This is a genomic window from Amycolatopsis halotolerans (assembly GCF_042647905.1).
In the GTDB taxonomy this organism is placed as follows: Bacteria; Actinomycetota; Actinomycetes; order Mycobacteriales; family Pseudonocardiaceae; genus Amycolatopsis; species Amycolatopsis halotolerans.
Genome location: NZ_JBHRWI010000005.1, coordinates 111,641 through 132,876, shown reverse-complemented (window position 1 = coordinate 132,876; position 21,236 = coordinate 111,641). Strand labels below are relative to the sequence as shown.

The window sequence follows — 21,236 nt, the reverse complement described above, 5'->3', positions numbered from 1 at the left end:
GCGCCGCATCGGTCGGCGTCGGCTCGCCCGTGCTGGACGATCTTGTTCGGAAACGAGGCTTAGTTGATGCTGTGGGCCGGGTCGGACTCGAACCGACGGCCAAGAGATTATGAGTCTCCTGCTCTAACCAACTGAGCTACCGGCCCCAACCAGGTCGTCTGCTGACGCGCATCGTCTTGGTTTGCTCAAGTTAGCACGATGATCCACGGGGACACCCGCACTGGCTGACCAGCCCGCACACGCTCCGAACATGTCGGATTCCTCCCCCCGAGCATCGGAGGAACCATGCGGCCGACGCCCTACGCGAGCGCGCTCGCGGGGTGCTGGTAGCGGACCTTCGTCAGTAACAGGCTGGCAAGGCCGACCACGCCTAGCGCGTATTGCTTCACGCCCGGTCGCTCTTGAATGTTGTGCCGATCGACGTTGCCCAGCGCAGCGACCAGGCCCGTGGCCAAGCTTCGCCAGTCGTCAGTTTCGTTGGCCTGACCGCCCGGTGCGAGCAGGCGTTCGGAGGAAAATGCCGTGGCGAACAGTGCTCGACCGACAAGCTTCCTCCCCTGCTTGTCGCACTAACAACACACCCGCCCCCTCCGACAACCACACCCCACTCCAGCACTAACACACTCACCCAACCCCACCACCAGCGACAACAAGATGAAAAATCCCCAATGTGGCTACATCGGTCCAATGACACGAATGCGACCACGGGGGCGACAGACGTCCGTCACGCTGGCTATCGAAGCGCAAATCGCCGCCCGACGGCAGCGACGGCGCGATCGAAGATCGGCAGCGTCCGTCGCAGCCTGGACTCCCGACAAAGGCGATCCGGTCGACGAGCGGGCCGCCGGTGTCCTGTAGGCCCAGCACGGCTGCTGGTGCGGCCCGCCACGCCGACTCGGCGATGCTGGTATCGGGGTCATCGCCTTGCGCACTGTCTCCCGCGGCGTCTGTGCTCGTGTGGCTTGGCCTCTCCGCTGCTCCCGGGCTTGGGTCAGGCATGGACGCTGCTTGCTTCAGCTCCGTGCGGCATCCTGTTGCGTCGCGCCGCGGAACCGGTCGAGATACAGCGGCCAGCCTGAACCGGAGCCGAGGCTCGTGAAGCTCTCCCAGCCTTCGCCGTGCCGGTCGAGGTGGCGGTGTTCGAGCGCGACCCGGGTGCGCTCGGCATCCTCGGCGGTGAATCGGATCTCCACCTCGCTGGTGCGGCGGGGATCGGGCTCCAGCTGCCAGCGTGGGCTGATGTCCCAGCTGAGGACCAGTCGGTCCGCGGGTTCGTAGGCGAGTACCCGTGCCCAGGTGCACCGGCTGCCGTCGGTGCCGACGTCGTACACGGTGCCGCCGGCTGCGGGTTCCAGCACGGTCCGTTCGATCGGCACCGCAAACAGGTTGTGCTCGCGAGGCTTGACTTCGTCGAACCGTTCGGTGAAGACGCGGAAGGCGCGCTCGCGGGGAACGTCGACGACGATGTCGACGTGCAGGGCGGCGGTCGGGTCTTGAGGCGTAGCCGGTGGACTTGCCAACAGGCTCGCAACTGCGCGCACGTCGAGGCCCGCGCCGGACGTCGATCAGGTTGTACCGATTTTGCGCGCGATCGCCAGACTTGACGGAATCTGGTTAACAGTGGCCCTGTACTCATCGGCGCGGCCTTGCTCGGGCGGGTGAGCCGCAAACTACACGGCGCTATGTTGCGGTGTTCGGAGAGGATTTCATCTTTTGCTTTCAAGGGTTCCTTGCCCGAAGACAGGCCATGCACCGAAGGGAGGGTGCCGTCCACCTGCGGATGTCGAATGGTTGCAATTTGGGGAACGCTTCGGCAACGTAGATTCGAACGCGGATCCACTCGGGTTTCCTATGAGGCAGAACGTCGGAGTGAGCATGCGTTCCTGCGATGCCCGCTCCGAGCGGGCATCGCTGCGTCGACGGAAGCGTGCCACTGCCCGGGAAGAGGGACATCCACGGCCTCGAACGCGCATTGCGGTGCTGGTGCTGCAAGCATGCCGATCCGTTCCGGCGGCCCGCGTCACGAGCCAGGTCAATCTCAGGGCCAGTCATCGCTGCCGAGGTCGGTGAGGTAGGTGCGCTCGCCGTCGCTGTGCGTATTGCCGAAATGTCCGTTTACGCGGACCGGTTCGCGGTGGTGAATACAGCCCGCGGCCGGGGTGGGGAAAGATCGTGGCACACCGTGGCAGTGCCACTCCGGCAGGTCAGTTCGTGGACTTATCCGTCCGCGACAGAATGCGGACAAACCGGTTCCGGTAAGTGGCACCGCTCTGTTCGATTCAGTCGACTCGAGCCCACCGTAAATTCACCATGCCCGTGCATCGGAAAGCGACTCACCTGCATGTTACGCCGATTGGCCGTATCTGCACGGATTTGCCCCCGCTGGTGACTCGGCCGCGTCCTGGCGCTATTCTTCCAGAATGGCTGGAAACGCAGATCAGGCGGAGATTGGCGCGATGAGCGACGGATCGACCCGCACCCCCTTGGACGTCGCCGCGGTGCGCGCCGATTTCCCGATTCTGGACCGGCGGATGGCCGGGGACCAGCCGCTGATCTATCTCGACTCGGCGAACAGTTCCCAGAAACCCCGTCAGGTGATCGAGGCGATGGCGCGCCATTACGAATTGCACAACGCCAACGTCGCCAGGTCGGTGCACCAGTTGGGAACGGAGTCCACCGAGGCGTTCGAGGCGGCCCGGGACCGGATCGCGGCGTTCATCGGCGCGCCGGACCGCGACGAGGTCGTGTTCACCTCGAACTCGTCGGCGGCGTTGAACCTGGCCGCCAATGTCCTGGTCTGGGCCGAGCCTCCGCTGGGTCTGCGCCCTGGCGGCGAGGTGGTCATCACCGAGATGGAGCACCACTCCAACATCGTGCCCTGGCAATTGGCGTGCGAGCGGTCCGGCGCGACGCTGCGCTGGTTCGGGGTGACCGACGAGGGCAGGCTCGACCTGTCGAACATCGACGAGCTGATCACCGAGCGGACCACCGTGGTGTCGCTGGTCTGGGTGTCCAACGTGCTGGGCACGGTCAATCCGGTCGCGGAGATCGCCCGCAGGGCGCACGAGGTCGGCGCTTTGGTGGTAGTGGACGCTTCGCAAGCGGTGCCGCAGTTCCCGGTGGACATGGCCGCTCTCGGCGCGGACCTCGTCGCGTTCACCGGGCACAAGATGTGCGGCCCCACCGGAATCGGCGTGTTATGGGGGCGCAAGGACCTGCTGGCGCAACTGCCCCCGTTCCTCGGCGGCGGCGAGATGATCGAAACCGTGCGGATGCAGGGCTCGACCTACGCCGCGCCGCCGCATCGCTTCGAGGCCGGCACGCCGCCGATCGCCCAGGCCGTCGGACTCGGCGTCGCAGCGGACTACCTGTCCGCGCTGGGCATGGACCGCATCGCCGCGCACGAGCGGGCGATCACCGCCTACGCGCTCGACCGGCTCGCCGACGTTTCCGGGCTCCGCGTCCTCGGCCCGACCGACCCGGTGGACCGCAGCGGCGCGGTCAGCTTCACTCTCGAGGGCCTGCACCCGCATGACGTCAGCCAGGTGCTCGATTCGCTGGGCATCGCGGTCCGCGCCGGACATCACTGCGCCAAGCCCGTGCACGACCGGTTCGGCGTCGCCTCCTCGACCCGGGCGTCGTTCTACCTTTACACCACCCGAGAGGAGATCGACGCGCTCGCCGACGGTCTGGAGAAGGTCAAGAAGTTCTTCCGCTGACCCGGCGGGGCGCGGCCAGTCCGGTCAGCGCGGCGCGGTCGAGTTTGCCGGAACCGGTCAGCGGCAACGTGTCCACCACCTGGTAGCGGTCGGGCACCATGTACCGCGGCAGGCACCCGGCCGCGTACTCGCGCAGCGTCCCGGCCGGCTTGTCCGGGGCGTCGGCGGCCAGTACGACGCAGGCGACCAGGAACTGGGCGCCTGCGGGAGTGGTGATCACCGTGACCGCCGCCTCTCGCACCAGATCGTGCCCGCGCAGCACGGCTTCCACCTCGCCCAGCTCGATCCGGAACCCGCGCAGCTTCACTTGCAGGTCGTCCCGGCCGAGGTATTCCAGCGATCCGTCCGGCAGGACGCGAGCCAGGTCGCCGGTCCGGTAGTACCGCACGCCGTCCACGTGCACGAACCGCTCGGCGGTCAGCTCCGGGCGGTCCAGGTAGCCGTCCGCGACTCCATCTCCCGCGATCCACAGCTCGCCGGTCCTGCCGTCGGGCACCGTGCCGTGTTCGTCGCGCACGACCGCGCTGAGGTGGGGCAGCACGCGGCCGATCGGGGACCGCACCGGGCCGGTCAGATCGGCCTCGGTGAGCAGTTTGTGCGTGGCGTACACCGTGGTTTCGGTCGGCCCGTACATGTTCACCACCCGCGGCGGCGCGCCGGCCCAGCCGTCCAGGAACTGCGCGATCACGTCCAGTTCGACGCTCTCCCCGGCGAATACCAGGTAGCGCAGGGCCAGCGGGGGCCGCTCCGCCGCGGCGTGCGCGAGCGCCACCGACCGGAACACCGACGGCACCTGGCCGAGCACAGTGACGCGCCGCGCCGCCAATTCCGTGACCAGTTCCGCTGGATTCCGGGCCACCTGCTGCGGCACGACGACGGCGGTGGCTCCGGTCGCCAGGCAGGCCCACAGTTCCCAGACCGACACGTCGAAGCTGAACGAAGCGAAAAGCGCCCATCGGTCCGAAGCGGACACTTCGAACAAGGGCAGCGCGGCCCGCAGCAGCGCCAATACCTGGCGGTGTCCGACCACGCAGCCCTTCGGCCGGCCGGTGGACCCCGAGGTGTAGATGACATACGCGGGGTCGGTGCCGTCCGGGTTGTCGGTGAGCTCTGCACCGGCACTGTCGCCATCGGCGTCGGGTTCCACCACGCGCACTCCGTCGAGCCCGCATCCGGTTGCCTGTTCCGGGTTTCCGACCACCGTGGCAAGGCTCGCGTCGGCGACCAGGTACCGCAGGCGTTCGGCCGGGTAGGCGGGGTCCAGCGGCACATAGGCCGCCCCGGCCTTGAGCACGCCGATCACCCCGACCGGCAGCTCCGCGCACCGTTCCAGCAGCAGCCCGACCCGGTCGCCGCGCCGCACCCCGGCCGCGCGCAGCCGCCGGGCCAGCCGGTCGGAGGCGGCGCCCAGCTGGCGATAGGTCAACTCGCGACCGTGATCGAGCACGGCCGGACGGTCCGGGCACTGAGCGGCTACGAGCCGGAACAACTCGGGCAGGGAGCGTGCGGCGGCCAGCGAGGTGTCGATGGCCTGAGATGCGGTACTGGTCAAGGGTGGCCCCCAAGGTCGAGGTAGCGGCGTCGCGTGCTCATCAGGCGTGCTCCGGGTACGCGGTCAGCAGATCGGTGAAGCGGGCGGACAACGCGGCCGCAGTCTCGGCGGCGACCCGGTCGGGACGGTGGTGCACCACGACCCGCAGTCCGCCGTCGCTCCCGGCGGGCCACACCTCGGTGAGCATTTCGCTGGGCAGGCCCAGATAAGCCTGGCGCAGGAAGCGGGCAGACGCGCCGGGCAGATCGAGCACGGGGGCGGCGTTGTCCTGAAGCGCGAACAGGTTCTGCACCAGCGCGGGCCTCGTCGAGCGCGGCGGGTTCACCAGTCGCACCAGATCGCCGAAGCTGATGTCCTGGGCGGCGAACGCGGCGGTGACGAGCGGCCCGAGCACGGCAGGGTCGCCGGTGAGCGCGGCACCCCGCAGCCGCACGCACACCGTGTCCACATGGCAGCCGACAGCGTTCCGCAACTCCGGATCCGCGCGCTGCGCAACCGGAACACCGATGCCGAAGTCGAGCTGGCCGGTGATCTCGGCGAGAGCGCGGGCATAGCGGCCGAACAGGACGGTGAAGCGGGTGACCCCGGCGCGGGCGGCGACCGCGTCCAGCATCCGCACGGCGGCGGCTGGCACGGCCGTCGTGTGGCGGGTGGGGGCCGCCCCGGCCCGCGCGTCGGGGAAACCCGGGTACCGCAGCGGCGGCAGACCGGTGAACTCGGTTCGCAGATGATCGCGTTGTGCGGCGAGGTCGGCGTGGGCGAGGCGGTTCTGCCGGGCGATCCAGGCACGGGCCAGTCCGGGAGCCTCCCGCCCGGTTTCGCTCCGGTACCCGGCCGAGAGGTCGGCGGCCAGCACGGATTCCGACCAGCCGTCGAAGGCGATGTGGTGCACGACGTATCCGAACAGGTGCCTGCCGTCGCGGAGCCGGACTAGCGCGGTCCGCCACACCTGGCCGCCCGTCAAATCCAGCGGCACCGACAACTCCGCACGCAGGGCGGCGACGGCGTCGTCGAGATCGCCTGCCGACAGCGTGACCGGCGACGGTGGCGGCGAGTCCATCGGACGTGCCGTCGGGGCGCGTCCGGCGAGATAGGCAGCGCGCAGCGGCTCGTGCTGGCGGTGGGCGTAGGCGATGGCGCGCTCCAGTGCGGCCGGGTCGAGCGGTCCGTCCACCAGCCAGGCGGCCAGGCAGTGTCCGGCACGCTCGTCGGGTCGCAGCAGTTGCGTGGTCAGGAAAGTGGTCTGCATCGGGCTCAGCGGCACGTCCCCGTCCGGCGCGTCGGTCGCCACACGACCGACGGCGCCCACCGCCAGCCAGTCGGCCAGCCCGCGGGCGGTGGGGTGCGCGATCAGCCGGGACACCGGCACCGGGCGGCCCAGATCGGCCGCCAGCCGGGCACACACCCGGCCCGCGTCCAGCGAGGTGCCGCCGAGCGCCGCGAACGGCACGTCGGCGGGTGCCGCGGGGACGCCGAGCACGGCAGCGAACACGGCCGCGACCCGGCGGACGAGGGGATCGGCGTCCTGGCCCGGCAGCACGGCGGGCACTCGTTCGTCCACAGTGGACAAAAGGGCGGTTTCGTCCAGTTTTCCGTTGGGTGTCAACGGAAACACGTCCACCGCGGTGACCCGGTCCGGCACGTGGTGCCCGACCAGTTCGGCGCGCAGCCGCGCCTCCGCATCCACCGGCACCTCGCCGGTGCAGAACGCCAGCAGCCCGGTCACCGCGCCTGCTGGACCGCGGCGGGCCAGGACCACGCAATGCGGCACTCCGAGCAGCCGTTCCACCTGGCGTTCCACCTCGGCCGGCTCGACTCGGTGGCCCCGGACCTTCACCTGACGGTCGGCGCGGGCGTGGTAGTGCAGCAGCCCGTTGGCATCGCGGGACACCAGATCGCCGGTCCGGTAGACCCGCCCGACGCCGGGCAGCTCGGGGAAGGCGCGCGCGGTCAATTCCGGGTCGCCAAGGTAGCCCAGTGCAAGGCCGTCGCCGGACAGGTGCAACTCGCCCGGTTCGTCCGTTCCGCATGACTGCCCGCCGGAGAGCACATGCAGTCCGGTGCCGGGCACGGCGCGGCCGATCGGGATGCCGTGCGGCCGGTCGCAGTCGGCCGCGACGATGCGGTGGGTGGTGGCGAACACGGTGTTCTCCACGGGGCCGTAGCCGTTGACGAGCGCGATGTCCGGGTGCGCTGCCAGGAACCGGCGGACGTGCGGCACGGAAAGCCGCTCACCGCCGGCCAGGACCTGGCGCATCCCGGCGAACGCGCCGGGATCCTCGTCCACGAGCATCGCGAACAGGCTCGCGGTCAGCCACGCGGTGTTCACTCCGTGGCGGGCCACGCCGTCGCGCAGCGCCTGCGCCGACAGGTACGGCTCGGTCGTCACCACCACCGACGTGCCGCCGCCCAGCAGCGGTGCCCACAGCTCCAGCGCGTACCCGTCCCATGGCGTGGGGGCCGCTTGCGGCATCACGGTTTCCGCGCCGAACCCGGCCACCGGGTCGCTCCCGAACAGGCGCAGCAGCGCGCGGTGCGGGGTGAGCACTCCCTTGGGACGGCCGGTGGTGCCGGAGGTGAAGAACACACACGCCGGGTCGTCGCCGGACGCCGGGACCGGGTCCGGCGCCGCGCCCGGGGCGGGCAGCGCGGTGCCTGCCGCCAGCAGCAGCGGCGGGTCCAGGTCCGCGATCACCTGCCGCACCCGGGCTGTGGGCCACAACGGATCCAGGAGGGCGTAGGCCGCGCCCAGCCGCAGCACCGCGAGCACCGCCACCACCAGTTCCCGGCCGCGCGGCAACTGAATCGGCACTCGGTGCCCGGGCCGCACACCGGCTGCGGCGAGCTGCGCGGCGCGAGTCTCGGCGGCGGCCACCAGTTCTGCGTAGCCGAGCGCACCGCCGGGATACGCCAGTGCGATGCGGTCCGGCGTGCGGGCGGCGTGCTCGCGCACCACCTCATGCAGGCCGACCCCGGCGATCGTGCCGGTCATCGGATCAGCTCTCGTCGGGCGTCGTGTGCCGGGCGGCGCTGCGCGCCAGCGGCGGCACCGCGAACCCGGCCACCAGCAGCACCCCGCCGAGCACCAGCCAGCCCACCCAGCCCAGCCCCACCGCGAGCGCGGTCACCAGCACCGGCCCCGCCGTCTGCTGGAAGCCCCGGCCGAGCGCGAACACGCCCTGATACTCGCCCTGCCTGCCCGCCGGCGGCAGGTGCAGTACCAGCCCGGTGGCTCCGGCCGCCTGGCTGTTCTCGCCGAGCACCAGCACCAGCGTCCCCACCAGCAGCAGCGGGACCGCCACCGCGGCGGAACGGTCCTGGGTCAGTGCGAACAGCACGCAGCAGCCGGCCAGGAACCACCCGGACCGCCGCAGGATCCGTGCCGCGCCCGGGATGGTCTCCGAGCCCTTGCTCATCGCCACCTGCAACGCGAACACCGCGACCGTGTCCAGCACCAGCAGGACGGAGTTCACGCCGGCCGGCGCGCCGGTGCGGCTGACGATCCACAGCGGCAACGCCACCACCAGGATCGGCTGGTAGAACTCCAGCGTTCCGCACAGCAGGGCGATGGCTACGAACCGCACGTCCCGCAGCCCGGTCCGGCGCCGTACCCCTGGTTCGGACGGCACCCGCACGTGCGGAGGGACCCGCAGCCGGGCGGTGACCAGCGCGCAGACCAGCTGCAGCACAGCGGTGCCGAGGATGACCACGACGAACGCCAGCCGGGTGCCGACCGCGAGCGCGACGCCGGCGAGCACAGCGCCCAGCGAGAAGCTGACGTTGAACAGGCCGCGCATCTGCGCGCCGACCCGCACCCGCTCCTGCTGGCCGAGCGAGGCGCGGGCCATCGCCAGCCGCAACGGGTTGCAGGAGGTCTCGCACACCGAGATCAGGCTCGCCACCACCACGAACTCGGCGAAGTTCCGCACGAAGCAGTAGGCGGCGAACAACAGCCCCAGCAGCAGGTACACCGCGAACAGCGGCCGACGCGGACCGATCCGGTCGGCGAGCTTGCCGATCGGCACGGTGAACAGCAACCCGACCAGGCCGGCCACCGATAGCCCGATGCCGACCTGGTCGGCGGTCAGGCCGATAGTGCGGACGAAGAAGATCGCACTGGACGTGAGGAACAGGCCGATCCCCAGCGCCTGCACCGTCGCCAGCACGGCGAACCGGCGCGGCAGACCGGGCGCGGGCACCATCTCGGCCAGCCAGGAGCGGACCCGGCCGCGCCCGGCGGCACCCTGGTCGGTGGTGGAGGTATCCATGGTCAGGCGGGGACCTCGGCCAGTTTCTTGCGCAACACGTCGGTGACGGCCGGGTCGCGCAGCAGCGACAGGGTGTCGGCCGACTCGAACGTGTGCACCTCGGTGCCGGCGGCCACGGCGGCCCAGTCGGCGTCCGGGTTCCCGGCGTTCTCGGTCAGCTGGAACACCACCACTTCGCCGCCGTAGGGGCGCGGTTCGTAGCGGTCCAGCGCGAAGTTGACCGCCGCCCACACCGCCTGCCGCCAGTGCAGGTCCTCGGCGGTGACGCCCTCGTCGATCTTCGCGGTGGCGAGCATGGCGGCCAGCACCCGGGCCGGGTCCGTGGTCAGGTCCGGGATGTCGAACTGGCTGCGCAGCGAGGCAAGCCGGAAGTTGTACAGCTCGCTGGGCCCCCAGCCGGCGTCCATGTCGCTGACGCCGGGCGGCAGCACGTTGAGCACGGCCAGCAGCCCCACCGGATCGCCCGCCGCTTCGAGCTGGCGGGCCACCTCGTAGGCGATCCGGCCCCCCGCGCACGGGCCCACCAGCAGGTAGGGGCCGTGCGGCTGCACCCGGCGGATCTCCTCCAGGTACCGGATCGCCATCTCGACGACGGACAACGGCGGTCGCTCCCGGTTCCACAGACCCACCGACTCGAGGCCGTAGACCGGGCGCTCGCCGCGGAACCGGTCCACCACCTCGGATACGAACCGCACGTTTCCCGCCCCCCAGTGGAACACGAACACCGGGGTGCCGGTGCCCTCGGCGAGAGTGACGAGCGGCGAGTGCGGCCGGGCCCGCATGGGGCTGAGACCGGCGGACCACACCGCGGCGAAGTCCGGGGCCTCGCCGCCCGGCTCCCGGACGGCAGAATCTCCGTCGGGGGAAAGGGCCGCGGCGATGGCGGACGGCGTCTTGTGCTCGAACACGTGGTCCGGGACGATCGTGATGCCCTGCTGCTTGGCTTCGGCCACCACATTCACGATCAGCAGCGAATAGCCGCCCAGTTCGAAGAAGTCGTCGTCGGGACCCGCGTCGACAGCGAGCAGGTCCGCGTAGATGGTGCACAGTGCGGCCACCACTTGTTTCCGATCCAGCGCCATCAGCCGTTCTCCTCGCCCCGGAACCCTTGTCTTGCCTTGCTTTGCGTTGCCGCGTGACGCCTATGCCGTGCCGAAGAACTTCTGCGCCGCCCGGACGCCGTCCACCAGCGCTCGCACCTCGTCAGCCTCGTTGTAGAGGTAGAACGTGGCCCGGACGCTGGCCTCGACGCCCAGCCTGCGGTGCAGCGGCACCGCGCAGTGATGGCCGACCCGCACGGCGACCCCGCGGCTGTCGAGCACCTGGCCCACGTCGTGCGGGTGGATGCCTTCCACTACGAAGGACACCGCACCGCCGCGGTTCTCCACGTCAGTGGGGCCCAGCACGCGCACGCCGGGCAGTTCGCCCAGTCCGTCCAGGGCGAGCTGGGTGAGTTCCTGTTCGTGCCGCGCGACCTCGGTCATGCCGGCCGCGCTGAGATAGTCCACCGCCGCGCCCAGCCCGATCACCTGCGACACCATCGGCACGCCTGCCTCGAACCGCTGCGGCGGGGCCACGTAAGTGGACCTGTCCATCTCCACGGTCCGGATCATCGACCCGCCGGTGAGGAACGGCGGAAGTTCCTCAAGCAGCTCCCGCCGGCCGTAGACCGCGCCGACGCCCGTGGGGCCGAGCATCTTGTGCCCGGTGAACACCGCGAAGTCCACGCCCAGCGCGGGCAGGTCGACCGCGCCGACGCCCGCCACCCCGTGCGGCACCGACTGGCAGCAGTCCAGCACGGTCAGTGCGCCGGCTTCCCGCGCCTTCGCGGCGATGACCGCGACCGGATTGACCGTGCCCAGCACGTTGGAGCGGTGGGTGAACGCGACCACCTTGGTCCGCTCGGTGACCAGATCGTCGATCGCGGACAGGTCGAGCCTGCCCTCGTCGGTGAACCCGAACCACCGCAGGCGCGCCCCGGTGCGCCGGCACAGTTCCTGCCACGGGACGAGGTTCGCGTGGTGCTCCATCTCGGTCACCACGATCTCGTCGCCGGGGCCGAGCCGGAACCGCGCCGCCTCCTCGCCGACGTGCAGCGCGTTGTTCATGGCGTAGGCGATGAGGTTCACGCCTTCGGTGGCGTTCTTGGCGAACACCACCTCGGCGTGGTCCGCGCCGACGAACGCGGCCACCCGCAGGCGCGCCTCCTCGTAGACCGCGGTGGCCTCCTCGGACAGGTGGTGCGCGCCCCGGTGCACGGCCGCGTTGTGCTGCTCCAGGAAGTTCCGCTCGGCCTCCAGTACCTGGACCGGCTTCTGCGAGGTGGCCCCGGAATCCAGGTACACGAGCTTTTTGCCGTCTCGCACGGTGCGTTTGAGGATCGGGAAGTCGGCGCGCAGCGCTGCGACGTCGAGCCGACCGGTCTTAGTGCTTTCCACGGCGTTCTCCGTCGTTCGCGTCAGAGGCTGAAGTAGTCGACTTTCAGGCGCGGGATGTAGTTCGAAACATCCGAGTAGTACTGGATGATCCCGTAGTTGTACTGGTCGAACGAGTGCTTGAGGTCGTGCAGGTTGTTCACCGCGCGGTGCGCCTGCCAGGCAGGCACGTAGTCGCGGTCGGCGAGCGCCTCTTCCAGCAGGCCGGTGTGATTGGCCTTGACGTCCTCGGCGACGTGCGAAACCAGCGGAGCCAGGCAGTCTTCGGGAAATCCGTAGTCCACGGCGAGGCGCTGCAGCGTGTTGGCGCCGTCGAGGGTCTCGATGCCGCGCGCCTCGAACAGTTTCGTGCAGGCGAGGTAGCCAAGGGTGTCCTCGCGGGCGATCTCGCACAGGTTGTTGGTCCACGACCAGGTGCCGATCAGCGGGTGGGCGTTCTCCACTTCCTCTTTGGACAAGCCCATGTTGACCAGGCTGTCCCTGGCCATCCAGGAATGGTCGTACTCCTCGGCGAGGTATTCCGACAGCATCTTCTTCCAGGCCGGGTCGTAGCAGTGCGCGATGGCGGTGGAAATGTGCCTGCTGGCGGAGTTGATGTAGTGGTAGGTCTCCAGGATCAGGCCGAGGAAGACCTCCTTGCGGAAGGTCCGGTTCTCCAGGCCCGACCACAGCCGGTGATAGCCGATCTGCTCAGTCCACATCGCACAGGACTTGTCGATCTGCTTGAGGAACGTCTCGGTAGGAATGCGCTCCAGCGCGGTGTCCGCTTCGCGCATGAGGCCCTGCTCGGCAAAATTGGTGACGATCGCGAGCGTGTCCTCGACGCTGATTCCGGTGATCTCGCTGATCTGCTCGACGGTGTGCCTGCCGTCGAGGTAACGCTTGAAGTCGAGGAACGTCTTCAGTTCGGCGCCCTCGTGCGACAGCTCGAAATGCTGGTCGCCGACGATCATCAGGATGCCGTCCAGCACGCCGTCCAGGTCGCCGTTGTCGTTGTCGCCGCCGCGGTTCGGCACGAAGAAGGTGCAGTGCCGCAGCCGGGGCTTGTAGTTGAGATCCTGCGTCGAGGTCATGGTGTCCCTCCGTGCCTGGTCCGGTTCTTCCCGTTCCCCTGCCGCCGCGGACGGCGGCCGCCTGGTCCGCGCCGCGGCCGATCGCCGCGGCGCGGTGGGTGAGGCGCGTGCCATGGCCCACCACGCCTCACCTTCGCACTGCACCGATCCGCGGTCAGCCGCAGAGGACGGCGCCGCTCACCTTGCTGATCTCGGGCTTGCCGACCCGCTTGATGGTAACGGTCATCGTGACTCACCTCCTATTTCGAACTCACGGGGAAGAATGCGAATCATCGGCGACCTGAAAAACACACGCGCACCGGCGATAAGACCGGAAAATCATGCACTGAATACGAGATCCAGAATGGTTCCGGTTGATCTAGCGCACGCCGGAAGCCGCTGCCAAAAAGTGTTTTGGCATGCCGTGCTTGTCTCCGTGACCCCCGCTCTGCCCCCAGTTCGCGTCCGGTGACCGGGACGCTCGCGTCCAGTGACCGGGACGCACCGCGATGCCCAGGACCGCAGTGGCATGAACCCTACCAGCCTCAGGTCGTTCGTCAAGAGAGAAAACAATTCGCGAATCGATCGGCCGAACCCGAAGAAGGCGAGTGAGCGTGCCGTCACGAATCGCATTGTCTTGCTGTCTTGTCCGATCCTTGCTCGCCGTCACGGATCTGTTCATGCACGGCAGGCAACGATTCGATGCAACGTGCCCATTATTGCGAGAGTAATTCGTATTGTCCGAATCAGGCAAGGCTTCCTTGTCGGCCGGAAAGGCGAACGGATCTTCGGCCGAATGGCGTGCCCGGAGGGTGCCGGAATTGTCAGTGCCCGAATTCTTCCGTCCACTGTGCCACGATCGCGGACAGAGCCGACAGCGGCAGCGCACCGTTGCCCAGCACCAGGTCGTGGAACGCGCGCACGTCGAACCGCGCCCCGAGCGTCTGCTGCGCCTGCGCTCGCGCCCGCTGGAACTCCAGCCGGCCCACGAGGTAGGCGAGCGATTGTCCGGGCCAGGCGATGAACCGGTCCACATCGGTCTCGATCTCCACTCGCGGCCGGGCGGTGTTCTCCAGCAGATAGGCCACCGCCTGGCCCCGGCTCCAGCCCAGTGCGTGCAGGCCGGTGTCCACCACCAGCCGCGCCGACCGGCGCGAGTCCGCCGACAGCATCCCCAGCCGCGCCAGATCGTCGGAGTACAGCCCCATTTCGTCGGCCAGCCGCTCCGCGTAAAGCCCCCAGCCTTCGGCGTACGCGGTCAGCGTCCCGGTCCTGCGCAGCATGGGCAGATGAGTCAACTCCTGCGCCAGCGCCAGTTGGAGGTGGTGGCCCGGCACGCCTTCGTGGAACGCGATCGCCTCCAGCCCGACCCGGTCCCGCTCGCGCACCCTGCTGGTGTTCGCGAAGTACGTGCCGGGGCGGCTGCCGTCGAGGGCGGGCGGCACGTAATACGCGGCGGGCGCGGCCGCTGCCGAAGCTTCCGGCACCGCCGATACCGCGCACCTCGAGCCCGGCAAGCGGGCGAACCAACGCGGCGCGGCCGCTTCGGCGCGCGCGATCGCCGCTCGGGCCGCGGCCAACAGCTCTTCCTCGTTGTCCCAGCGCAATCCGGTATCGTTCCGCAATCGCGCGAGCGTGGCCCGGAAGTCCGGTGAGCCGAACACCCGGCCGCCGAGGTCCGCATACTCGCGTTCCAGTCCGGCCATCAGCGCGAGCCCGGTCTCGTGCAGTTCTTCCGGCGTTCGGTCGGTCGTGGTGTGCGCGCGGACCAGGTTCCGGTAGACGGCCGCGCCGTCGGGCAGCCAGCACAACCCGGGCCGCTCGTCCGGCCGGGCGTGCGGAGCCACCTGCTCGGCCAGCACTTGGCGGTAGCGCGCGAACGCGGGCCGCACCGCCGTCTCCAGCACCTCGTCCTGTTCCGCGTCGGCCAGTCGGGCGAGGGGATCCGGCGTCGCGGTGTCGAGGTATTCGTCCAGTTGCCGGACCGCGCGCGCCACCAGTCGGGCGACCGGCAGCCGGCCGGCCGCCACTCCGGCCAGATGCCGCTGTGCCGCCTGGTCCAGCAACGCGGGCACGGCCGCGAGACGCGCCGCGTATGCCCGTGCCCGCTCCGGCGTGTCGAGGCCGGCCATAGGCAGCATCGCCAGCAATTCGGCAGCCGGCGCGAAGAACAGATCGGTGATCGTGTACTCGACAAGGCGAGCGTCTACCCGTCCGATCGCGGCTTCCGCCTCGTGCCGCACCACGGCCGCGGTCAACGCGTCCTGCCCGGCACCGGACTGGGTTTCGCCGCCCAGGGCATCCACGCGAGTGAGCAGTGCCGTCAGCTGATCCCGGAGGGCCAGTTGAGCGGCTTCGCCGATATCAGCTAGCAGGTGATCGCGCCCGGGCAAGCCCAGCAGCGTGGCGTTGATCGGATCCGCGTCCGCGAGCAGTTCGAACAGTTCGTCGGCGATCGCGGTGACGGTGTCCGGTCCGATGGTCTCGGCCAGATTCGGTTGCGCGCCAACGCGAACCGGCTCAACCGCGTCGTCGTTCCCCGTGGTGACAGACATCCGGTACCCCCTGGTTCGTTCCCGGTGCGGAGGTCGAACGCGCGATTTCGCGCAGGCAATGATCGCGTCCCCCGGAAACGTCCAGTGTTCCGGCAACAACATGGACTGTCCAGCACGGCCGCGTTCCCTTTGCCAAGCGGCACTAGACCGAGAAGCGTCACTTGACCTTCCGCCGGATGCCATTCTCACGCTTGAATCCCTGGTCGGAATGCAATTCCCCGACCATGCGCTCATGGTCGTCAATAATGTTCTCCACTAGTGGCCATGATCCCTGCTGGTACACGGGATCATCCAGCATTCCCGGCGATATTTCGCGATTCAACAAAATGTCGCAATCCGGCATGGTCGCACGCGACGGAGGAATCCGCGGTTTGTGCGCATCATTCGTGAGGATATCGTCGCTGAGTACTCGGCATCAGCGGCAGAGCAAGGCATGGCCCATCCGATCGGGATCGATCTTGCCGACTAGGAGGTGATCCCGAGATCGTGGAGCAGTTGGTAGCGGACGGGGTCTCCGGGGAGGAACCAGTGCAGTCCTTCGAGGGCGAAGACCGCCAGGAGGTTGGCGAGCACGATCGCGCCGAAGATCCACAGCACGGTCGTGGAGAGGGCGGTGCTGTGGCTGTCCAGCGGTTCGAGTTCGCGCGCGAGCGCCAGGCTGCCGCCGGCGGCCAGGATCGCGACGGTGAAGGTGATGAAGGCCCAGGTGTAGGGGTGCAGGCCCCGTCGCCGTGCCGCTCACGCCGCGTCAGTTCCCGGCGCGCGGCGGCGCAGCGAGGGTCAGCGCCTCCGGCTCCGCCGGACCGCAACACCCGCCGCCAGACGACACTGGCGTGCCGGGGTCGTCGAACAGCCCCGCACCGCCGCACACGCCGGTCTCGGCCAGCACTAGCTCCACCCGCCCCGCGGCCTCGTGGTCGCCCGCGAGTGCGGCGGCGATGCTGCGGACCTGCTCGTAGCCCGGTCATCGCCAGGAACGTCGGCGCGCGCCCGTAGCTTTTCATCCCGGCCAGGTAGAACCCGGCCTCCGGATGCGCGAGTTCTGATTCATCGATCGGACTCGATTAATGAGCCAGACTGTATCGAGCGCGATCGATGGATGCAACCATCGACTGCGATCGATACACTGTCCGCATGCCGATCGCGCTGCCCCAGGCCCAAGTGCTGCCGACCGCCGACGCCGCTACCTACGCCGACTGGTTCGCGTGCCTCGCCGAGCCCGTCCGCGTCCGGCTGCTGCACGCCGTGTCGACCAGCCCGCGCGGAATCACCGTTGGCGCCTTGACCGAGATCCTCGGTACCAGCCAGTCCACGACGTCGCATCACGTGCGCAAGCTCGCCGACGTCGGGTTCGTGCACCTGGAGAAGGTCGGCACCGCCACCGTCGTCACCGTCAACGAAGCCTGCTGCACCGGGCTCCCGCACGCCGCCGACGCCGTAATGGGCATGCTCGGCCCCCGCCCCTGCTGCCCCGACGACGTCCCCGCCGGCATCACCGTCCGCGCCCTGGAACCCGGCGACTGGACCGCAGTGCGACGGATCTACGGCGAGGGCATCGCCACCGGCATTGCGACCTTCGAGACCGCGGTCCCCGCCCGCAAAGCCCTCGACGCGAAGTGGCTGCCCGGCCACCGGTGGGTCGCCGAACGCGACGGCCAGGTCGTCGGCTGGGCCGCCGCCAGCCCCGTCTCGAACCGCGACTGCTACTCCGGCGTCGCCGAAACCTCCGTCTACATCGCCGAAGTCCACCGCGGCCGCGGCGTCGGAAAAGCGTTGCTGCGCAAGCAAGTCATGGCCGCCGACGACACCGGGCTCTGGACCCTGCAAACCTCCATCTTCACCGACAACCGCGCCAGCCTCGCCCTGCACCACTCTGCCGGCTACCGCACCATCGGCGTCCGCGAACGCATCGCCCAACGCGACGGAACCTGGCACGACACCGTCTTCCTCGAACGCCGCAGCCCCGTCAACTGAGCGGCTGGATTTCCCGTCTCGCGAGGCGGACACTGAACTCGTGGACAGGCAGGCGGTTCACGACGAAATGGAGCGCGCTCGCACCGACTTCCACCGGTTTCTCGAGCGGGCGAGCGAGGACGCGCTGCGCCGCGCCAGCAACGGCACCCGTTGGACGAATCGCGAACTGCTCTTCCACATGCTGCTCGGCTACTTGGTCGTGTGGGCGCTGCGGCTCCTGGTACGTGTGTTCAGCCGGATGCCGGGCAGCGCGAGCAGGCGCTACGCGCGGATCCTGAACGCGGCGACCGTGCCGTTCGACGCAGTGAACTATCTGGGGTCCTGCGTGGGTGGCAGGCTCCTGTCCCTCGGGGCGATGACAGCTCTCGCAGACCAGGCAATCGCACGCCTGCACAAGAGACTTGATCGCGAAACCGACGCCGACCTCGCCCGCACCATGCACTTCCCGACGCGATGGGACCCCTTTTTCCAGGACTCGATGTCGCTGGCCGAGATCTACCATTTCTCAACCCAGCACTTCGACCACCACGCACGACAGCTCTCGCTGGACACCGGAACCGGGTAGTCACCGCGCGCAAGGGCGGCCCCAAGCCGACCGCGGTGGCTCAACCTGGTGACAGATGCGACTCGCAACAGGCGACAACTCAGCCGCACAACTGGCATAGATGCCCCAGGTCCCGGGCCGCTCCAGTGACAACTAGCGCTCACAGTCGCAGGTGTTGCAAGTTGTGACTGTGCGCCCTAGTTGTCACCTGTGTGCCGACCATCCTCGAGGTTCAGGCTCGCGTGTGCAGGACAACTGTCACCCGGTGTGCGGGGTTTCTGTCACTGCAGCGATTCATGCGGGCGAGTGCGAGGGACTGGATACTGGAGCAGGTTGGGTCGGCCGAAGGGCTGCGGCGCTCGACGGAAGACAGTGTCGACTCAGGTTCCGGCGCGGTCGGTTTACAACGGGGCTCCGGCAGCCACGTCGCATCGAGATACGTTGCGCAAGAGCGGCTCGGCAAGTTGTCCCGCGGACAGCGGACGCACGGTCGCATTCCAGAACGCCGTCCGGCCCAGCACATTGTCGACTACCGAGACCAGACGCTCGTCGACCACAACGTGCTCGGACGGATTCCGGCTTCTCCGGACCATGCCGTCCGGCAGCACCGATACAACGGCATACCGATGACGCTGACTGCGCGTCCGAAAGCTGTTGCGTTGTCCGCCCGGCCCGTCAGCGGCGAGTTGTCGGGTCGCGCCAGGAAAGCGGTGCGGAGGTTGTGGTCGCGCGGCTGCGGATCTGCTGAGCGAGGTGGGCGGCGTCGTGACCGACATAGCCGATGAGCGCTGAGCCTGCGGTTCGTTGCCAGGGCTGCCCGAGGACGTACAGGCCGGGTGTCGGCGTGATGCCTTCGCGGTGGCGGAGTACCGACCCGTCGAGCGCGCCGGGGATGTCGACCCACGAGTGGTCCCGGCGGAATCCGGTGGCCCAGACGACCGCGTCGACGTCGGTGCGGGTGTCGTCGGCGAAGGCGGCGGTGCTGTCCAGGGCTTTCGCGAGCCGGGGTGCGAAGCTGATTCCGAGGCGGCGCAGGGCGCGCGGCGAGTGGCCGATCGCTGTGCCTTCGCCGCGGCGCATCCAGCGGCCTCGCCGAGAGGCCGCGGGTGCGGTGATCAGTCCGGCGCGGGTCTGCCACCAGAAGATGTCGCGGCCCAGGATGCGTTGCGGGACATGGACGTTGCGGGTTCCGGCCGAGAGCGTCACCGCGACGACGTCCGGGTCGGCGGCGAGTTCGGCGGCGATCTGCACGCCGGAGTTGCCCGCGCCGACCACCAGGACCCGGCTGCCGCGGAACGCATCCGGATCCCGGTACGCGCTGCTGTGCTGTTGCAGGATTTCGGGCGCGAATGTTTCCGAGAGGGCCGGGACGGCCGGTTGCTGGAACGGCCCGGTCGAGACGACCACCTGCCGTGCCCGTACCGGTCCGCGGCTCGTGGTGAGGCGATAGTCGTCGTGGCGTTCGAGGGCGGTGACGGCGGTCGACGTCTTGACGGGCAGGTCGAAGGTGCTGGCGTAGGTCGCGAGGTAGTCGGCGACCTGGTCTTTCCCGGGGTAGGCGTCCGGCGGGCCGGGGAACGGGAGGCCAGGCAGAGCGGCGTATCGCGCCGGGGTGAACAGGCGCAGGGACGTCCAGCGATCGCGCCAGACGTGGCCGACCTCCGGGCCCGCGTCGAGGGTCACGAAATCCAGGCCTGTGCCGGCAAGTTCGTGTCCGAGAGCCAGTCCTGCCTGGCCGCCGCCGACGATGACCACGTCGTAGCCGGTCATGTCGCCGACGGGGCGACGGCGCCCAGGATGAGGTCGGCGACGCGGACGAAGGCGGCCATGTCGTCGGACGGCACGTCGCCGAGGACTGCCCGGGCACCGCTGCGCCGGCTGTCGTTGATCCACTGTGCGGTGACGGATCCTTTGGGAGTCAAGGAAACCGCGACGGCGCGCCGGTCGTGAGGATGGGGCAGTCGCCGCACCAGGCCAGCGCCCTGCAATTGGTCGACGAGGCTGGTGACGTGGCGAGGAGTGCATCGCAGCGCGTCGGCGAGCGCGCGTTGCATCAGTTCGCCGTCGCGGGCCAGCACGTAGATCACCTCCGCGCGGCTGGGGGTGAGCCCTCGCTCGGCCAATGCTCCCTGCATCGTCGCGGCCAGCCGAGCGGCCAGCTCGAAAGCCTTGTCGAACGCCTCCTCCGGACTCCCGGTCACCTCGTCCCTCCCCCTTTTAGTGTCTAGGGTACATAGTGAGGTGAGTTCAGTAAATCTGCTCCCCGACCGTCGTCGGCGCTGGGCCCGGCACCTGTCGCGGCGGTCACAGCTGGCCTGTCTCTGCTGGTCACAGGCTGCATGTGCGGACGTCACGGCGGGAGTGCGGACGCGCTGCCGGGCCGGAAGTGTGACACTATTGGCATAGATCCAGAAAGCTTTGGAGAAGCAGAACGGGATGGTGTCCCATGTCGGAGAACCCTGGGCCCCAAGAGGTGTTGTTCGAGCAGTTCGCCCGCGTCGGCAAGGCGCTCGGCAGCCCGAAGCGGCTGGAACTGCTGGACGTGTTGGCTCAGGGGGAACGCAGCGTGGAGGTGCTGGCGCGACGCACCGGCCTGAAGCTGACGACCGCGTCCGCGCATCTGCAGGCGCTGCGGCAGGGCGGGCTGGTGCGGACCCGCAAGGACGGCACCCGGGTGTTCTACCGGCTCGCCGGGGACGAGGTCGCCCGGTTGTGCCTGAGCTTGCACGAAGTCGCGAAGGCGCATCTGGCCGAGACCCGGCAGGCCGCCGACGAGCTTCTGGGAGAGGACGAGGTCGAGGAACTCGGCCGCGACGCGCTGATGGACCGGATCGAAGCCGGCGACGCGCTCGTGCTGGACGTGCGTCCGGAGAACGAGTTCGAGGCCGGGCACATCGCCGGCGCGGTGTCGGTGCCCCTGGACGAACTCGAAGAGCGGCTCTCGGAGCTGCCCGCGGATCAGGAGGTCGTGGCCTACTGCCGGGGCGAGTTCTGCGTGCTGTCCTACGAGGCGGTGCGGCTGTTGCGGGCGCGCGGGCGCAAGGCCCGCCGGATGTCGGGCGGGATGCTCGAGTGGCGTTCGGAAGGGCGGGCGATCGCCGCGTAGACGCCGGGCCGGCGAGCCTGGTGCGCGGGCA

15 protein-coding genes, 1 tRNA gene and 2 pseudogenes are annotated in these 21,236 nt (G+C 69.3%); 4 read left to right on the top strand and 14 right to left on the bottom strand.

Features of this window, described 5'->3' with window-relative positions:
- Positions 1-72 precede the first annotated feature (72 nt).
- From ACFORO_RS05355 to ACFORO_RS05345, 3 genes and pseudogenes are all read right to left on the bottom strand, one after another.
- Positions 73-146 (bottom strand) — tRNA-Ile (locus tag ACFORO_RS05355).
- Between the two features lie 153 nt (positions 147-299).
- Positions 300-548, bottom strand: a pseudogene (locus ACFORO_RS05350) (TIGR02391 family protein); the annotation flags it as partial.
- 465 nt (positions 549-1,013) lie between these two features.
- The gene (locus ACFORO_RS05345; protein ID WP_377872000.1) at positions 1,014-1,520 is read right to left on the bottom strand and encodes an SRPBCC family protein; all 507 of its coding nucleotides are present in this window, start codon (positions 1,518-1,520) and stop codon (positions 1,014-1,016) included.
- A 900-nt stretch (positions 1,521-2,420) separates the two neighbouring features.
- Here ACFORO_RS05345 and ACFORO_RS05340 point away from each other — a divergent pair.
- On the top strand, positions 2,421-3,719 hold the full coding sequence (locus tag ACFORO_RS05340; RefSeq protein WP_377871999.1) for a cysteine desulfurase: 1,299 nt from the start codon (positions 2,421-2,423) through the stop codon (positions 3,717-3,719).
- On the opposite strand, the gene ACFORO_RS05335 is transcribed toward ACFORO_RS05340, so the two are convergent.
- The 9 genes and pseudogenes from ACFORO_RS05335 to ACFORO_RS05295 form a co-directional block, all read right to left on the bottom strand.
- Positions 3,700-5,271: an amino acid adenylation domain-containing protein gene (locus ACFORO_RS05335; RefSeq protein WP_377871997.1), complete on the bottom strand. Its 1,572-nt coding sequence runs from the start codon at positions 5,269-5,271 to the stop codon at positions 3,700-3,702. The genes ACFORO_RS05340 and ACFORO_RS05335 overlap by 20 nt on opposite strands.
- A gap of 40 nt (positions 5,272-5,311) precedes the next feature.
- Positions 5,312-8,263, bottom strand: a complete 2,952-nt coding sequence (locus ACFORO_RS05330) for an AMP-binding protein (protein ID WP_377871996.1) — start codon at positions 8,261-8,263, stop codon at positions 5,312-5,314.
- Between the two features lie 4 nt (positions 8,264-8,267).
- Positions 8,268-9,539, bottom strand: a complete 1,272-nt coding sequence (locus ACFORO_RS05325; protein WP_377871995.1) for an MFS transporter — start codon at positions 9,537-9,539, stop codon at positions 8,268-8,270.
- Between the two features lie 2 nt (positions 9,540-9,541).
- A complete protein-coding gene (locus ACFORO_RS05320; RefSeq protein WP_377871994.1) occupies positions 9,542-10,621 on the bottom strand; it encodes a thioesterase domain-containing protein in 1,080 nt (359 codons plus the stop codon).
- Between the two features lie 60 nt (positions 10,622-10,681).
- Positions 10,682-12,001, bottom strand: a complete 1,320-nt coding sequence (locus ACFORO_RS05315) for a cysteine desulfurase (protein WP_377872094.1) — start codon at positions 11,999-12,001, stop codon at positions 10,682-10,684.
- Entirely contained in the window at positions 11,998-13,047 is a 1,050-nt protein-coding gene (locus tag ACFORO_RS05310) for an iron-containing redox enzyme family protein (protein WP_377871993.1), read from the bottom strand. Before ACFORO_RS05310 ends, ACFORO_RS05315 begins: the two co-directional genes overlap by 4 nt.
- Before the next feature lie 803 nt (positions 13,048-13,850).
- Positions 13,851-15,581, bottom strand: coding sequence for a DUF885 domain-containing protein (locus ACFORO_RS05305; RefSeq protein WP_377871992.1), 1,731 nt, complete (start codon positions 15,579-15,581; stop codon positions 13,851-13,853).
- 465 nt (positions 15,582-16,046) lie between these two features.
- On the bottom strand, positions 16,047-16,178 hold the full coding sequence (locus tag ACFORO_RS05300; protein ID WP_377871991.1) for a hypothetical protein: 132 nt from the start codon (positions 16,176-16,178) through the stop codon (positions 16,047-16,049).
- Positions 16,179-16,329: 151 nt separating this feature from the next.
- Positions 16,330-16,639, bottom strand: a pseudogene (locus ACFORO_RS05295) (flavoprotein); the annotation flags it as partial.
- A 76-nt stretch (positions 16,640-16,715) separates the two neighbouring features.
- Between ACFORO_RS05295 and ACFORO_RS05290 the strand changes: the two are divergent.
- Positions 16,716-17,555, top strand: a complete 840-nt coding sequence (locus tag ACFORO_RS05290; protein ID WP_377871989.1) for a helix-turn-helix domain-containing GNAT family N-acetyltransferase — start codon at positions 16,716-16,718, stop codon at positions 17,553-17,555.
- Between the two features lie 40 nt (positions 17,556-17,595).
- Positions 17,596-18,120: a DinB family protein gene (locus ACFORO_RS05285; protein WP_377871987.1), complete on the top strand. Its 525-nt coding sequence runs from the start codon at positions 17,596-17,598 to the stop codon at positions 18,118-18,120.
- Between the two features lie 654 nt (positions 18,121-18,774).
- Here the strand turns inward: ACFORO_RS05285 and ACFORO_RS05280 are convergent.
- Entirely contained in the window at positions 18,775-19,869 is a 1,095-nt protein-coding gene (locus ACFORO_RS05280) for a flavin-containing monooxygenase (RefSeq protein WP_377871986.1), read from the bottom strand.
- Entirely contained in the window at positions 19,866-20,300 is a 435-nt protein-coding gene (locus ACFORO_RS05275; RefSeq protein WP_377871985.1) for a MarR family winged helix-turn-helix transcriptional regulator, read from the bottom strand. Before ACFORO_RS05275 ends, ACFORO_RS05280 begins: the two co-directional genes overlap by 4 nt.
- Before the next feature lie 245 nt (positions 20,301-20,545).
- On the opposite strand from ACFORO_RS05275, the gene ACFORO_RS05270 reads away from it, so the two are divergent.
- Positions 20,546-21,205, top strand: coding sequence for an ArsR/SmtB family transcription factor (locus ACFORO_RS05270; protein WP_377871984.1), 660 nt, complete (start codon positions 20,546-20,548; stop codon positions 21,203-21,205).
- The last annotated feature ends 31 nt before the right edge of the window (positions 21,206-21,236 follow it).